This is a genomic window from Paraburkholderia sp. (genome assembly GCF_034668105.1).
Classification (GTDB): domain Bacteria; phylum Pseudomonadota; class Gammaproteobacteria; order Burkholderiales; family Burkholderiaceae; genus Paraburkholderia.
In genome coordinates, this window is sequence record NZ_JAXDPY010000204.1 from 1 (window position 1) to 14841 (window position 14841).

A 14841-nucleotide genomic window follows, 5' to 3' on the forward strand; every position below is an offset into this window, starting at 1 on the left:
CAGAACAGCTTCTGTGGCTGCGGCGCTGTGCGCGGCTTGCCTGACCTCGGCCGGCTCCGGCAGTCAGCCGAGCTGTGCGCTCGCGACCGGCAGCGTGTCCGATTCGAATCGCCCGACCTTCACCTTCACGCCGACCACCGGCGAAGCGTTCGCTTCCGCGTATATCCGGCCGCTCGTGCCCTCGCTGGCATTGCCGCTTGCTGAAGGCGGCATTCCGATCGACCTGCTGTTGCGGATCACCGCGCAATCGGTGGGGGGCCTGCAGAACGGCAATGCGCTCGGCGGCGAAAACAGCGCCGGTGCGCCGGTGGCCAACTCGCGGCTACAGGAGGCGAATAAAAAGCCGGCGGTCATCACGCCGCCGGCTTCTTCACCGTCCCACCGTCTCAATTGCGCGGACGCCTCGTTCTACTCCTGGCTGCGCTTGCCCTTCACTCGCGCAATCTGCTGCTTCGCCGCTTCATAGACACGTTCCGGCGTGAAGCCGAACTTCTTCTTCAGATCGGAGAGCGGCGCGGACGCACCGAACGTATGCATCACCACCTGCGCGCCGAGCCGCCCGACATAGCGGTCCCAACCGAGCGACGCCGCCTGTTCGACCGCGACGCGCGCATCCACGTCGGATGGCAGCACGGAGTCCTGATACGCCTCGTCCTGGCGCTCGAAGAGATCCCACGACGGCATCGACACCACCCGTGCCGCGATCCCTTCGCTCTTGAGCTTCTCGTACACGTCGACGACCAGTGACAGTTCGCTGCCCGTGGCGAGCAGGATCACTTCGGGCTTCTGTCCGTCAGGTGCATCGGCGAGCACATAGCCGCCCTTCTGCACGCCCTCGGCCGACGCATAGCGCGTGCGGTCCAGGGTCGGTAACGCCTGACGCGACACGACAATGCACGACGGCCGCCGCGGATGCGACATCGCCACCCGCCATGCCTGCGCGACTTCGTTCGCGTCGCCCGGACGCAGCACGGTCAAGCCCGGCACGCCGCGCAGCGAGGCCAGTTGCTCGATCGGCTGATGGGTCGGGCCATCTTCGCCGACGCCGATCGAATCGTGCGTGAACACGTAGATGGCCGGCACTTCCATGATCGCCGAGAGGCGGATCGGCGGCTTCATGTAGTCGCTGAAAATCAGGAATGTCGAACCGAATGGCCGCAGATTCGACAACGCGAGGCCGTTGACGGCGGCGCCCATCCCATGTTCGCGAATGCCGAAGTGCAGGTTGACCCCGCCATAGTTGTCGTGCTCGAAGCTGCCCGCGCCTTCGAATTTCAGATTCGTTTTGGTGGACGGCGAGAGATCCGCCGCGCCGCCGATCATCCATGGCACGCGCGCCGCAATCGCGTTGAGCACCTTGCCCGACGATTCGCGCGAGGCGACGCCCTTCGGGTCGGCGTCGAAGGTGGGAATGTTGCTGTCCCAGCCCGCCGGCAATTCATGGGCTTCGATCTGCGCGAATTCACGCGACAGTTCCGGGTACTGCTTGTTGTACGCGTCGTACTTCGCTTGCCATTCCGCGCGCGCCGTCTTGCCGCGCGCGCCGATGCCCTGGGCGAAGCGTTCATGCACGCCATCCGGCACATAGAAGAACTTGTCTTCGGGCCAGCCATAGAACTTCTTGGTCAGCGCCACTTCTTCGACACCGAGCGCCTCGCCATGCGCCGCGGAGGTGTCCTGCTTATGCGGCGCGCCCCAGCCGATGATGCTGTGGACCACGATCAGCGTCGGCCGGTCGGTGATGCTTTTTGCTTCGACGAACGCGGCTTCGAGCGCGGCCGCGTCGTTCGCGTCGTTCACATGCAGCGTGTGCCAGTTGTAACCGCGAAAGCGGCTCTCCACGTCGTCGCTATAAGCGAGATCGGTGTGGCCTTCAATCGTCACGCGGTTGCTGTCGTAGATCCAGATCAGATTCGATAGCTTCAGATGCCCCGCGAGCGAGGCCGCTTCGTGCGAGATGCCTTCCATCATGTCGCCGTCGCCGCACAGTGCGTAGACGCGGTAGTCGAACAGCGGCGCATCGGGCTTGTTGAAGTGGCTCTCGTACCAGCGTGCCGCCATCGCCATGCCGACGCTATTGCCCAGCCCCTGGCCGAGCGGCCCGGTGGTCGTCTCCACGCCGGTGGTCATGCGGTATTCGGGGTGCCCCGGCGTATTGCTGTCGATCTGGCGGAAATGTTCGATGTCATCCAGCGACACGGCGGGTGAGCCGGTGGGATTGCCGTCATCGTCCACGGCCTTCACGTTGGCCAGATGCAGCAACGAGTACAACAGCATCGAGGCGTGCCCCACCGAGAGAACGAAGCGGTCGCGGTTGGGCCACAGCGGCTCGTCCGGGTCATAGCGGAGGTGGTTTTGCCACAGATGGTAAGCAACCGGTGCCAGTGCCATCGGCGTGCCGGGGTGACCGGAATTGGCCTTTTGCACAGCGTCCATCGATAGCGTGCGGATCGTGTTGATGCACAGCTGATCGAGGGCGGGATCGTTTTGCATGGGGACACTCCTTGTTCGGCGGTTGGAGATATCGCCGGGCCGCACCAGGGCGGCGTGACCGGCGACCGGTGTTCGTCTGGACGAGCGTGGAACGACACATGAAGACCGCAAGGCCTAACGATGATGCGCCGATGCGCGCAAATCTGCACGGCGCGTTACATCCACGCCGCGTTGGAGTGGGCGTTGCATCGCGTGTTGCATCAGCTTCCACTGATGATGGAAGACGGTTCTTTCAGGCGGCTTGCGGTTTTAGGTTGACTCTTGGGTTGACTCTTGGGTTGACTCAAAAGCTGGCGCAATCGCACATTCCGCTGCGATCAGGCCGCGTGCAGCCAGTGTTCGATCAGCGGGCCGAGCTTGCCGTCAATCGGATCCGTGGCGGGAAATGGCAAGGCCTCCATCTTGACGTGTTCCTCCGGCGTCAGCGCTTCGCGGCGGATATCCCACTGCTGCCCTGCCGGATAGCCTGCCACCACCTGAAAGTGGCGCGCGAACGATTGCAGGCAATGACCCGTGCCCGCGGGTAGCAGCAACGCGTCGCCCGCGGATATTTTCACCACGCGCCCACCCGGGCCACCGACGATGACTTCGGCGGAGCCGTCGGTCACCCCGAGCACTTCATGCGCGGTCGCATGAAAATGGTGGTAATCGAAAATTCCGTCGCGCCATTGCGGCGGCCAGTCATTGCTTTCGAACAGAATCTCGAAGGCGGCGGCGAGATCGCCGCTGTCCGGCGCGAGCGCATGGTGGTAGAGGATGACCGGCAACGTGCGGTTGTTCGGCACCCAGTCGTGCGGCTCCAGCATGAATGCTTCATACCCGGTCTGAGCCGCGTCCAATCCATGCTTCGAATCGTTGTACATGGTCAGCTCCTTTGCTTGTTCGCGCGCCGAATGCGGGAGTCCATGCACCGCTGCATAAAACGCACCCACCTTTTCACGCGCGTGCTCCTGAACCGCACGGCGCGCAGCGTTTCCTTCACGAACGAATTTTTCAAACATAAGACGATAGTCCCGTATCGAGCGGCGTGCCCGGTTCAGTCCGTGCGGTTCAATCATCCGCCGATGCCTTGCAGCACCTTCCCTGTCCCGCCGCACACTGCGCACCGCGCGCCTTCCACCTTGCCGGTGCCGTGGCAGGCCCGGCAGGTGTCTTCGCCTACGCCGGGTGTCTCGGGCGACGCTTCGTCGCCGGGATTCAGCGGTTCGTTGTCCTGTGCCATGTGTCTCTCCGTTGGATGTCCTGCTTCATGATGCGCGCAACACAATGCCGGACGCACATCGATTGAGTTCGCGTGGTCGGTCGGCCGCGTGGATTGCGCTCCACGTCACTTCTTCTCTTGTGACTGTGACTCGCGACCGCCGCCGCCCGGCGGCTCGGCATGCGTCCCGGTGCCCAGCGGGACCTCGGCGGTTTGCTCTGGACGCTCGCTCGAGCGCTGCGGATTGGTCTGCGCGGCGACATCGGTTTGTTCTACCGGCTCGATTCCCAGCGGACTGGGCTCGACATAGTGCGTACCGCTCGGTTTGCTGCGGGCTTTCGGGTCCGCTGCTTCGCGTTCCGCGTTGGGGCCTTCGGACGTGCTGTCCTGCATGATGCGCTCCTTGAAGTCGGCTACCTCAGGGATGCAGCAACAACCGGTCCCTCCCCTGGCAAGCCCGCTGGGGAACCGGCACGTGTATGTGGGCGCGGGCGTTGCGGGTTCGAAGCTGAAGGCCTGAACCATTTGTTTGTAAAAAGGAGAGCGTCATGACGATCACGACGATTCGCGTTTCGGATTTAAAAGGGTTTAGAGACTGCGCCGGGCGTTAAACAAATCGCCGCAAAGGGCCCGGCGCTCCTGCTCCTGTTACTTCTCCGGGGCCGCACGATCCGCGGCCACGATCTCTCGACCATAATCGATCGCGGCGCGGCGAGCCTCGTCGGCGGTCGCGTAGGGGCCGATCTCCGGCGCGCCGTCGAATGGAAACAGAATCCGCCTGTCCGCTTTTCTGACGACCTTCAGTCCACCTACGTAACGGCCGTCGCCTGTTCCGTGATAGCTGGCGTAAATCTCGAAGTCGCCGTCAGCAACGTCGGCCTTATGTCGCGCCATGTTCTTTCCCTTGTCCTGCACCGTGGGTGCGTCAATTCCGGTGTCGTCATGCGCCGTCGGATGCCGTAGCGGCAGCGAGCGCGTGCCGACGTCGAGCAATACCTGTTCCACACTAGGCAGGCACGGGCGAAGCACGCACAGAACCGCTGGCATGCCAAACCGCTTGCGCGCGGATAAGGCGGTGCACACAGTGGGACTTGCTGCTTGCGGCTTGTGGGTTGCTGTTCGCAGTTCGCGGATTCGATGCGTTGTAAGCGCAAACTAAGACGTTGGTCCGGGAATTGCGCGGCTGCAGCAAACCGGTGAGATCAAACCGGCTCGACCCGCCTGGAGCCAGCACGAGTACCGAAGACGTCACCGATCCTATGACGGCCGGTCGGCACCGTGCAACTCGAAGACTTCGAACACACGGATTGCATGCTGTTCTTCGACCACAACACCGGCACGAACGCGCCGCGCATGTTGCATCAGTTGCAGGACGCGCGTAAGCGCGGCGCGGAAATCATCACCTTCAATCCAATCAGGGAACGCGGGCTCGTCAGCTTCGCCAATCCGCAGTCGCAAGCGAACGCGGCGATGGTGCTGTACGGCATGGGTATCACGCAGCATCGCAGCGGCGTGCACAACATTCAGATGCTGTCGAACCTTCTGCTACTGTGCGGCAACATTGGGCGGCCTGGCGCCGGCATCTGTCCGATTCGCGGTCATTCGAACGTGCAAGGTCAGCGCACGGTCGGCATTACGGAAAAGCCTGAACTCGCACCACTCGACAAACTGAAAGAACTCTACGGCTTCGAGCCGCCGCGCGAGAAAGGCATGACCACCGTCGAAGCATGCCAGGGCGTGCTCGACGGGAAGGTCAAAGCGTTCATCGGTCTCGGCGGAAATTTTCAGGAGGCGATCCCCGGTCATCACGTGATGGATCCGGCGTGGCGGCAGCTCAGGCTCACCGTGCAGATCGCCACCAAACTCAACCGTAGCCACCTGCTGCACGGCGAGGTTGCATACCTGCTGCCGTGCCTTGAGCGCATTGAAATCGACGCGCAAGCGAGCGGCGAGCAATGGGTCAGTGTGGAGGACAGTACAGCGTGTGCGCATGGCTCGCACGGGATGGCTGAGCCCGCCGGCGACGTGCTGTTGTCGGAACCGGCGATCGTCGCCGGCATCGCCAAGGCACTCTTGCCCGGCAATCCGAAGGTGGATTGGGATGCGTGGGTCGGCAACTATGCACGGGTGCGCGACGCCATCGAGCGCACTTATCCCGATCAGTTCCGCGATTTCAACCAACGCTTCAGGCAGCCTGGCGGTTTTCACCGGCCGTTGCCGGCCTGCAAACGCGAATGGAAAACGGAGAACGGCAAGGCCAATTTCATCGTGCCCGATACGCTCGACGAAGATGCGGATATGCCGGCGACCGGTCCCGATGTCCTGCGCCTGATGACGACGCGCGGCGACAGCCAGTTCAATACGACTGTCTATGCGCCGGACGACCGTTTTCGCGGTGTGTACGGCACGCGCGACGTGCTGCTGATGCATCAGGACGACTTGATGCGCCTCGGGTTTGCCGAGGGCGACGCGGTGTGCATCTCGACCGTGTCGAACGACGGCGCGACGCGCGAAGTGGTTGGCATGCGCGTGCACGCGTTCGATATTCCGCGAGGTTGCATCATGGGCTACTACCCGGAATGCAACCGGTTGATCCCGCTCTCGCATCACGCGAAATCGAGTCAGGTGCCGGCGTCGAAATCGATTCCGGTGAGGTTGCGTAGGTCGGCGGTGGTTGAGGAGGCTGCGTCACCCCTGCCTCAAAACTGATGCAGCATCCCCACATACGCGCCGGTTTGCGATTCTCCCGCAAGCGGACTCGTGTTATTCACAGCGTCGCGCGGCGACGCCTCAAGCGAGAAATTCGAGTTGCTGCCATTGCGCACATAACCCACCGTGCCATACAGGAAGGTGCGCTTCGAAAAGCTATAAGTGGTGCCGAGCACGTACATCATCGCGTGACCGGAGGGGTCATGCGCGGCATCGCCGCCGCCGTCGCCGACCTTGATGTAGTAGCCACCCGCCGTGACCGCCCAGGCCGGCCGGAAGGTGTAGGTGGCGCCGAGCCAGTAGTGATCGGCGCTGTCCGCCACGCCCGCCGGCGAGTCCGGCGCCGCGTAATGCGTATAGGCGCCCTGGATTTTCACCGCATCGAAATGCACGTTGGCGCCGACAAAATATTCACGCGAAGCCTGGAAGATGTTGCTAAAACGGCCGTTGCTGTCGCGCAGTTCATCGTAGATGCCGCGCACGTCGAAGAGCTGCGAGTGATACGTCAGCATGATGCCGTCCGAGCGGCCGAACTCGCCCGTCGCACCGCTGTTGAACGCGCCGGGCTGATTGCCGAGCGCATATTGCGCCTGCACGTCGAAGCCCCACAACACCGGGCTGTGATACTCGACGTTATTGCTGGTCTGCTGCCAGTTGCGCCCGCGCACGAGCGACGCCGACGAAAATGCCTGCTGCACGAACGGATCGAACTCCCACACGCCGTCGCTATCGATGAACAGATTGCGCCCGGCCTGCAGCGTGCCCCACTGGTCGCTCTTCAGGCCGACGAAGGCACGCCGTGACCACAGCCGTCCGCCGCCGGTCGTGCCGTTCATGATTTGCAAACCGGTTTCGAGGTTGAAGATCGCGTTCAGGCCGCCGCCCAGATCTTCATTGCCTTTGAAGCCCAGCATACTGGTGCCCCAATCGCCGCCCTCGGCGCTCCAACGGGTCGAACTGCCACCCGCACCGTTGTTGATGTGATTCAGGTATTCCACGCCGCCGTCGAGGCGGCCGTACAACTCCACGCTGGTTTGACCGTATGCCAGAGGACTGGCCACCGCGATGGCGGCCATTAATTGGGTATGTAGTCTCATTGTTTCGCCGTGTGTTTCTTCTATCGAATGTGGACCAAGCCGTTTGCCGATGAATCCAGACTATCGCAGCGCGCCTCAAACAAATCCCTGCCGGGCGATCGAAAGGTACTCACGATAAGATAGACGGTCATTCGGCCTCAGCCAAATCGAAAAGCATCATTTGTTATTTGACCATTCAACCTTTGCCACTCGCCATGAACGCGCCAGAATTGACCGAAGACGAACACCTGGGCCTGTACCAACGCGCGACCGAACACGGCGCGGAGTGGTGGCGCGTCAGCCTGGCGGACCGTCCGGAAAACTATCGGCTGGAGCACGGTATCGATCACAGCAACGGCGCCGGATCGGTCGATATCGATCTGGTGGTCGACGGGGAAAACCTGCGCGCCAAGCTGAAAAAGTGGCGCCGCGAGGGCTTCGCGATCGATACGCCCGACGCCGGGCACGAAGCGGGCGCCGCCGAACGGGTGGCGTTCATGCCGGAGTTGCAGCGTGCCGCGGCGCGAGCCTCGGCGGCAAAGAGTCGCGTGCAGCGCGAGGACACGGCCGAAACCGTGCGCATCGGCCACGTCGACGTTCCTTGCGGCCTCGACAATCCGCTCGTGCCGCGCGTCAATCCGGCCTATCTGTTCTCCGAGCGCTTTAACGACATCGTCGAGGATATCGTCGAGAACCGCCGCGTCATGCTGATCGGCCACACCGGCGCCGGCAAGACCAGCCTGATCGAACAGGTCGCCGCTCGCTCGCATCACGGCGTGTTGCGCTCGAATATGAATGGGCAAACCACCGTCGGCGATTTTGTCGGGTTCTGGACGGTCAAGGGTGGCGAGACGATCTGGGTCGATGGCGTACTGCCCACGGCCATGCGCGAGGGCTTGTGGTTGATCGTCGACGAAATCGATTTCGCCGAACCGTCGATTCTCGCCGCGCTCACCGCCGTGCTCGAACCGCATGGCCGTCTCGTGCTGAAAGAAAAAGGCAATGAGATCGTCGCGCCGCATCCCGCGTTCAGGCTGTTCGCCACGGCCAATGCGGTCGGTGCGATGAGCCAGTTCCGTCATCTGTATCAGGGCGCGAATCTGATGAACGAGGCGTTTCTCGATCGCTGGCGCGTCTACCTGCTCGACTATCTGACGCCCGCCGAAGAAGCCGACGTGCTGATGGGCACCCTCGCCCCGCATATGACCCGCGCGCTCGCCACCACCCTCGCCGCGATTGCCGCCGACTGCCGCGCGGCGTTCGCCCGCGAAGACCTGTCGAGCGCATTCTCGACGCGGCGCCTGCTCGACTGGGCCGAGCTGATGCTGCGCACCGGCGACCCCGAACGCGCCGCCGGTCCCGCGATCTACGCGAAGGTCAGTCCGGAAGACGCGGCGCTGATTCGCGGCATCGTCCGCCATCACATCGCGCCGGCCGGCTGACGCGGCCAGCGAACACCTTGAGCACGACAAGCACAATGAACGCCAGGCACACCTTGCATGCGGCGCGCGACACGCGAGGCTTCGCGTTCGAATCGACGCTCAGCAAAGTGGCGCGCGTGCTGACCGGGCAATACGGCGTGACGGTTGCCTTCAGCCCGGACGGGCCGCGGGTCGAGCCCGGGCGCATCGTGATTCCCGATTATGAGCTGAGCGGCGGCGTCGAGCGCGACGTGCTGATCGGTTATCTGGATCTGCTGGTGGCGCGCGCCAAGCATTCGTCGCTCGCGCAGATCGAGGCGCTGCCGTGCGGCGTCGCGGCGAATCTCGCGCAGGTGATCGAAGACCGCCGGGTGTGCGCGCAATTGCTCGATGAATATCCGGGCGCGCGCTGGTTCATCGGCAAGCTGCGGGTGCATGCCGCCGGGCAGGCGCGGCAGCGCTGGCCCAGGCTGCACTGGCGCGACCGGCTGGTGTGGTTGGTGGAGCGTGCGCTGTGGGACGAGCAACCCAGCCTGACCGAAGCGAGCCATTCTCTGCTGGCCGCGCTGCACGCCGCGCAGGATGTGCTGGAGGAGGCGCGCAGCAGCCGTTCCACGGCGCATAGCATTGCCGCGGCGCAGGCCCTGGTGGCGCGCGTGCGGGCTTTGTCGGCGGGCGATGTCAACAGCATGGTGTTCACCGCGGATCCGGTCGAAGACATCGATACGGAAACCGCGGCTTCTTCATCCGAGCCGCTCAGTAACGACGACACCACCCTGCCCGACCACGACAGCGCCGCCTCGCCGCCGTCCGACCAAAGCGGTGGCGCGCAAGCGGACAATGCGGTGGGTATGGGGCAATCGCTGGCCGACGCGCAGCGAGCGTCGGCCCGCTCCGAAGGCGAAGCTCGCGCGGCGGCCAATTCCGCTCGCAGGCTGCTCTCGATTCCGCTCGCCACCGAATTCGACGAAATCACCGACCTGACCGGTCAGGGCGACAGCACGAGCTGGCGTGAACTGCGCGCGCAGGCCCGTGCCGATACCGCGCCGCTCAAGGAAAAACTCGAACGCGCGCTGAGCGCCGACGAACGCACCCGTTGGCGCCGCGAACAGGAACGCGGCGAGATCGACCGCACCTCGCTCGCGAAGCTCGCGACGTCGCCTGGCTACCGCACGCCGTTTCGCACGCAGCGCGCGGCCAAAGGGCGCGACGTCGCCGTGAGCTTGCTGATCGATCGCAGCGGTTCGATGGCCGGGCGCAAGATCGAACTCGCGAGACTGTGCGCGAGCGCGTTGTGCGATGCGCTGACGCAGTTGTCGTTCGATTGCGAAGTGCTCGGCTATTGCTCGCTCGAGTCCGCGCCGATGAAGCAGCTCTATGAGCGGCAACGGGCGGCCGGCACGGATTTGGCGCGCTATAACCGCTTCGTCGAGCGGCTCGATCTGAAAGTCTACAAACGCTTTGGCGCGATCGATCTGAGCGGGATCGCCGCGATTGATTGCGGCCACGAGAATCCGGACGGCGAGGCGCTGGCCTGGGCCGCGACGCGGCTCGCGGATCATCAGGCCGAGCGGCGCATCCTGATCGTGTTCTCGGACGGCTATCCGTCGACCGGCGACGGCGATCCGCAGGTGTTGCGCAGCGATTTGCGCGAACGCGTCGCCGCGATCCAGAAACGCGGCATCGAACTGCTGGGCATCGGCGTCCTGACCGATGCGGTCGAGGATTTCTATCCCCACAACGTCGTGGTGAGCCGCCTTGCCGAATTACCGTCGACGGTGTTCTCGGTGTTGAGTTCCATGCTGCTGACGCGCTAACGCGCGCGTCATGACGGCATCGGACGCATTCGACGTCATCGTCAGTTAGCGTACGCATCTTGATGCGGCGCTAAACCAGTTTAGGCTCGAACGAATACTGCTCGATCTCGCCGCCGCGCGCGACCACGGCCGTGCTCTCCGGGATCTCCTCCCACCAGCCCGGCAAATCCGCGAGCGGTTCCGACAATACCAGGAAGGCGTCCTCGCCGGCCGCCGCGATGCGTGGGTCGTCCGGATACAGCTCGCGCAGATGCCTGAACGAGGTACTGTGGAAAAGCGAGCGCGACTGGCCTTCGCTCGAATAACGCACCGCGACGATCTGCTCGCCGTCGGTTGCGCAAACGGTCATGTTCAGCGGCTCAGCGACCCCGTGTTTGCGGCCGATGTCCTCGACGAAGCCCACCATGCGCTCGATTGCGGTAACGGGCGCCAGCTCGAGGCCGAAAGTCAGCGCGAGAAAAAACAGCACTTCGGAATCCGTCGAGCCCTCGATGGACGGAAACAGTTCAGGATCGATCGCCAGCATCAGGTCGCGACGCAGCTTCGGATAGTCGCGCACCAGCCCGTTATGCGCGAAGAGCCAGCGGCCATGGCGGAACGGATGACAGTTGGTTTCCTGCGACGGCGTGTCGGTCGCCGCGCGCACGTGCGCGACGAACAGCGGCGCGCGGATCGCCCGTGCGGCTTCGCGCAGATTGCGGTCGCTCCATGCGGGCTGAATGCAGCGGTAGCGAAACGGAATATCGGTCGGATGACCGTACCAGCCAATGCCGAATCCATCGCCGTTCGTGGTGGTGTGGCCGTGCCGAGAATGCAGACTCTGGTCGATCAACGAGTGTTTGGCGTTGAACAGCACCGTTTCGAGTTGAAGCGGGTTACCGGTATAAGCGAGCCAGCGGCACATGAACTTTCTCCTGTCGTGATGCGATAGGTGACGAACCTCATGCGACCTCGAACAGCCGCGCGCCGCCGTTCGCTATTTGACCACGGGTTGCATCTGGGCGATGGGGATCAGGAACTCCGAAAAACCGGTCAGGATAATCTGCACGCCGATGCACAGCAGCAGGAATGACGAGACGCGCATCGCGACCTTGGTGCCGTCCACGCCAAGGTATTTGGCGAAAACCACCGCGCGGCTATAGATCAGGTAGACGGTTGCCGCGACGAGGATCGAGATCACCACCGAAGCGATGGTCGACAGCACGAACGCCGAGAGCTTATGCGTGCGGTTCGCGGTCAGCGCGATGGCGGTGGCGATCGAACCGGGCCCGGTGGTGAGCGGAATGGTGAGAGGGAAAAACGCCTTCGACATCGCGTTATCCGAGTCCACGCGCTTGACGGCCGGCTGTTCGGCCGGTTGCGTGTCCGGCGCGTTGAGCATCTGCCAGCCGCCGACCGCGACCGCGAGGCCCCCGCCGATGCGCAAGGCCTGCATGGAAATGCCGAAGAAATGAAGAATCGGGGTGCCGACAAAGAAGGCGACGAGCATCACGCACATCACGTTGAAGGCGATTTTCCTGGCGAGCGCGGTACGGTCTTCCGTGGTGAGCGATGCGGTCCGGTCGAGAAAGACGAAGGCCATGCCGATTGGGTTGATGATGCTGATCAACCCGGTGAAGCCAAACAGGATATCCGAGACCAGGCTTTCGACCATATGCGATCCGTTTCGGGCGGCGGCTCGGGCGGGCGGATCGACTGACGGCCCCCGGGCGCGGCGCGCTGAGTTGAATTGCTGGACGCCTTCGGGTTGTCCAGAGTGGTGCTCGCGTTGCTTGGGTCAGATGATAGCGTGGCGCGGCCTGCGAATTCGAAAAAACGCCGGCCACGCAAGCGGCGCGCGGCGCTGCACCGCAGCAGGGCGGTGCCGAAAGATGCGTGCGCAACTTTCAGAAAGCCTACACTTTTTTGACTTACTTTACGCGGTAGAAGCATCCGGCATACAGTCCCCAGCGAAGCTGCGCTTTCAACGAGACGTACCTACTGGTTTGAGGAGTTGTCCCTATGTTGCTTCGTGTACTCGCCGCTCTGCCGTTCGTCGGCATACTGCTCGGCGTTCCGTTTGTAAATCGTGTCGAGCCGCTGATGCTCGGCATGCCATTCGTGCTGGCCTGGATCGTCATGTGGGTGGTATTGAGTTCGATCATCATGGCGATCGTCTACCGTCTGGATCCCACCAATCGTCAACTCGCCGCGGATGGCGAGGAGGCCCGGCCATGAGTGCACTTGTCATCATTGCGGGCATTACGCTGTTTGCGCTGTACCTGGGCGTGCGCGCGCGGCGCGGCCACGACATGAATCTCGAGCAGTGGACCGTGGGCGGCCGCAGTTTCGGCACCGCGTTCGTGTTCCTGCTGATGGCGGGCGAAATCTACACGACCTTCACCTTCCTCGGCGGCAGCGGCTTTGCTTATGGCAAAGGCGCGCCGGTCTACTACATTCTTGCCTACGGCACGCTGGCATACATCATCTCGTACTGGATGCTGCCGCCGATCTGGCGTTACGCGAAACAGCACCGTCTCGTTTCGCAGCCGCACTTCTTTGCGCGCAAGTACGACAGCCCGGCGCTCGGCACGCTTGTCGCGGTGGTCGGCGTGGCTGCGCTGATTCCGTACCTTGTGCTGCAACTCAAGGGCCTCGGCATCATTGTGGCGACGGCCTCGTATGGCGCGATTTCGTCGACGGCGGCGGTATGGATCGGCGCCGCTGTGGTGACGTCCTATGTGATCGTTTCCGGCGTACGCGGCTCCGCGTGGAATTCGGTGGTGAAGGACCTGCTGATTCTGGCGATCGTGCTGTTCCTCGGCATTTATCTGCCGTTGCACTACTACGGCGGCTTCAGCGACATGTTCCGGGCCATCGATGCCGCGCGCCCGGGCTTCCTGACCTTCCCGGCCAAGGGGTCGAGCGTGACCTGGTTCCAGTCGACGGTGCTTCTGACCGCGCTGGGCTTTTTCATGTGGCCGCACACGTTCGGTTCGATTTTCACGGCGAAGGACGAGCGTATTTTCCGGCGTAACGCGATGGTGCTGCCGCTGTATCAATTGATTCTGCTGTTCGTCTTCTTTGTCGGGTTTGCGGCGACGCTGAAGGTGCCGGGCCTGAAGGGTGGCGACATCGACCTGTCGCTGTTCCGTCTGTCGTTGCAGACCTTCGACCCGTGGTTAGTCGGCGTGATCGGCGCGGCGGGGATTCTGACGGCACTGGTGCCGGGATCGATGATTTTGACATCGGCGTCCACGCTGCTTGCCAACGACGTGTATCGCGGCATGGTGAGCCGCAAGGCATCGGACGCGACGGTGACCAAACTTGCGCGCTTTCTGGTGCCGGTCGTGGCGCTGGTGGCTGTGGGATTTACGCTGCATGGTGGGGAGACGATCGTGGCATTGCTGCTGATGGGATACAACTTCGTAACGCAGTTGTTTCCGGCGGTGATCTGCAGTTTGCTGCCGCGTAATCGCGCGACCAAGCAAGGCGCGTTTTGCGGGATTCTTGCGGGGGTGGCCGTCGTGGCGGTGACGACCATGATGCATTTGAGTATTGGGCAGTTAATGCCGTTTTTGTCTGATGCTCTTAAGGACATCAATATTGGGTTTTTGGCGCTGGCTGTCAATGTGGTTGTTTTTGCGGTTGTCAGTGTTGTGACGCGGCCGCGGGGTGTTGAAGAGGGGCATGCTTCTTCAGTGCAATAAGGGTTGGGTGGGCGCCTGCGGCGGTGGCTTTCTTTGGTTTTTTTGCCGTCGCGGCGCTTGTTTGGCTGTTTGCCTACGGCCTAGACTTTCCTTGATCTGGATTTTTTGGCCTTTCCTTGATCTGGATTTTTTGGCCTTTCCTTGATCTGGATTTTTTTGGCCTTTCCTTTCTGGATTTTTTGGCCTTTCCTTGAATTGATATTGGTCTATTAGCGTTGCCCCTGTGCGGGGCGGCACTTACTTTCTTTGCCGCCGCAAAGAAAGCTAAGCAAAGAAAGCGGCTCAACCCGCCAGCTCATAAGCGGGGCCCCCGCACAGTCACGGTAGTGGTGCATCTGGAATCTGTGTTCTCGCGCATTCAGCGCGAGTGACAAAGCACTCATACTTCCGGCGGCGCTGCGCGCGCCGACGCGGTACTTCACTAAACCACCCGCT

Annotated in this window: 12 protein-coding genes and 3 pseudogenes; 6 read left to right on the forward strand and 9 right to left on the reverse strand. The window is 62.8% G+C overall.

The genetic code is table 11. The features are described from left to right. Positions 1-307 (forward strand): annotated as a pseudogene (locus tag QOC89_RS09575) (hypothetical protein); the annotation flags it as partial. 101 nt (positions 308-408) lie between these two features. On the opposite strand, the gene tkt reads toward QOC89_RS09575, so the two are convergent. The 5 genes from tkt to QOC89_RS09600 all read right to left on the reverse strand — a co-directional run bounded on the left by tkt (position 409) and on the right by QOC89_RS09600 (position 4588). Next, positions 409-2493, reverse strand: a complete 2085-nt coding sequence (gene tkt, locus QOC89_RS09580) for a transketolase (RefSeq protein WP_323044803.1) — start codon at positions 2491-2493, stop codon at positions 409-411. 317 nt (positions 2494-2810) lie between these two features. Beyond that, a complete protein-coding gene (locus QOC89_RS09585) occupies positions 2811-3356 on the reverse strand; it encodes a cupin domain-containing protein (protein WP_323044804.1) in 546 nt (181 codons plus the stop codon). 191 nt (positions 3357-3547) lie between these two features. Further along, positions 3548-3715: a hypothetical protein gene (locus QOC89_RS09590; protein ID WP_323044805.1), complete on the reverse strand. Its 168-nt coding sequence runs from the start codon at positions 3713-3715 to the stop codon at positions 3548-3550. A 105-nt stretch (positions 3716-3820) separates the two neighbouring features. Then, entirely contained in the window at positions 3821-4087 is a 267-nt protein-coding gene (locus QOC89_RS09595; RefSeq protein WP_323044806.1) for a hypothetical protein, read from the reverse strand. Positions 4088-4342: 255 nt separating this feature from the next. Beyond that, positions 4343-4588, reverse strand: a complete 246-nt coding sequence (locus QOC89_RS09600; RefSeq protein ID WP_323044813.1) for a DUF6723 family protein — start codon at positions 4586-4588, stop codon at positions 4343-4345. Positions 4589-4960: 372 nt separating this feature from the next. On the opposite strand from QOC89_RS09600, the pseudogene QOC89_RS09605 reads away from it, so the two are divergent. Beyond that, positions 4961-6403: pseudogene (locus tag QOC89_RS09605) on the forward strand (molybdopterin-dependent oxidoreductase); the annotation flags it as partial. Here the strand turns inward: QOC89_RS09605 and QOC89_RS09610 are convergent. Next, a complete protein-coding gene (locus tag QOC89_RS09610; protein ID WP_323044814.1) occupies positions 6394-7479 on the reverse strand; it encodes a porin in 1086 nt (361 codons plus the stop codon). The pseudogene QOC89_RS09605 and the gene QOC89_RS09610 overlap by 10 nt on opposite strands. Before the next feature lie 215 nt (positions 7480-7694). On the opposite strand from QOC89_RS09610, the gene QOC89_RS09615 reads away from it, so the two are divergent. Both QOC89_RS09615 and QOC89_RS09620 read left to right on the forward strand, forming a co-directional pair. Beyond that, positions 7695-8921: an AAA family ATPase gene (locus QOC89_RS09615; RefSeq protein WP_323044807.1), complete on the forward strand. Its 1227-nt coding sequence runs from the start codon at positions 7695-7697 to the stop codon at positions 8919-8921. 35 nt (positions 8922-8956) lie between these two features. Next, complete coding sequence (locus tag QOC89_RS09620) at positions 8957-10717, forward strand: cobaltochelatase CobT-related protein (RefSeq protein ID WP_323044808.1); 1761 nt, start codon at positions 8957-8959, stop codon at positions 10715-10717. Positions 10718-10787: 70 nt separating this feature from the next. Here QOC89_RS09620 and QOC89_RS09625 read toward each other — a convergent pair whose 3' ends face one another. Further along, positions 10788-11621 carry a class II glutamine amidotransferase gene (locus QOC89_RS09625; protein ID WP_323044809.1) on the reverse strand — a complete coding sequence of 278 codons (834 nt, stop codon included), beginning with the start codon at positions 11619-11621 and terminating at the stop codon, positions 10788-10790. 72 nt (positions 11622-11693) lie between these two features. Next, positions 11694-12371, reverse strand: a complete 678-nt coding sequence (locus QOC89_RS09630; protein WP_323044810.1) for a MarC family protein — start codon at positions 12369-12371, stop codon at positions 11694-11696. 347 nt (positions 12372-12718) lie between these two features. Here QOC89_RS09630 and QOC89_RS09635 point away from each other — a divergent pair, with 347 nt between their 5' ends. After that, complete coding sequence (locus QOC89_RS09635) at positions 12719-12934, forward strand: DUF3311 domain-containing protein (protein WP_323044811.1); 216 nt, start codon at positions 12719-12721, stop codon at positions 12932-12934. Next, a complete protein-coding gene (locus QOC89_RS09640) occupies positions 12931-14406 on the forward strand; it encodes a sodium:solute symporter (protein ID WP_323044812.1) in 1476 nt (491 codons plus the stop codon). The genes QOC89_RS09635 and QOC89_RS09640 overlap by 4 nt, the downstream gene beginning before the upstream one ends. 209 nt (positions 14407-14615) lie before the next feature. Here the strand turns inward: QOC89_RS09640 and QOC89_RS09645 are convergent. After that, positions 14616-14841: pseudogene (locus QOC89_RS09645) on the reverse strand (hypothetical protein); the annotation flags it as partial.

Excerpts from the sequence above, each read along its gene's own strand:
- QOC89_RS09585 (WP_323044804.1), bottom strand. The coding sequence starts at position 3,356 with ATGTACAACGATTCGAAGCATGGATTGGACGCGGCTCAGACCGGGTAT.
- QOC89_RS09625 (WP_323044809.1), bottom strand. The coding sequence starts at position 11,621 with ATGTGCCGCTGGCTCGCTTATACCGGTAACCCGCTTCAACTCGAAACG.
- QOC89_RS09620 (WP_323044808.1), top strand. The coding sequence starts at position 8,957 with ATGAACGCCAGGCACACCTTGCATGCGGCGCGCGACACGCGAGGCTTC.
- QOC89_RS09615 (WP_323044807.1), top strand. The coding sequence starts at position 7,695 with ATGAACGCGCCAGAATTGACCGAAGACGAACACCTGGGCCTGTACCAA.
- QOC89_RS09635 (WP_323044811.1), top strand. The coding sequence starts at position 12,719 with ATGTTGCTTCGTGTACTCGCCGCTCTGCCGTTCGTCGGCATACTGCTC.
- QOC89_RS09630 (WP_323044810.1), bottom strand. The coding sequence starts at position 12,371 with ATGGTCGAAAGCCTGGTCTCGGATATCCTGTTTGGCTTCACCGGGTTG.
- QOC89_RS09640 (WP_323044812.1), top strand. The coding sequence starts at position 12,931 with ATGAGTGCACTTGTCATCATTGCGGGCATTACGCTGTTTGCGCTGTAC.
- QOC89_RS09600 (WP_323044813.1), bottom strand. The coding sequence starts at position 4,588 with ATGGCGCGACATAAGGCCGACGTTGCTGACGGCGACTTCGAGATTTAC.
- tkt (WP_323044803.1), bottom strand. The coding sequence starts at position 2,493 with ATGCAAAACGATCCCGCCCTCGATCAGCTGTGCATCAACACGATCCGC.
- QOC89_RS09590 (WP_323044805.1), bottom strand. The coding sequence starts at position 3,715 with ATGGCACAGGACAACGAACCGCTGAATCCCGGCGACGAAGCGTCGCCC.
- QOC89_RS09595 (WP_323044806.1), bottom strand. The coding sequence starts at position 4,087 with ATGCAGGACAGCACGTCCGAAGGCCCCAACGCGGAACGCGAAGCAGCG.
- QOC89_RS09610 (WP_323044814.1), bottom strand. The coding sequence starts at position 7,479 with ATGGCCGCCATCGCGGTGGCCAGTCCTCTGGCATACGGTCAAACCAGC.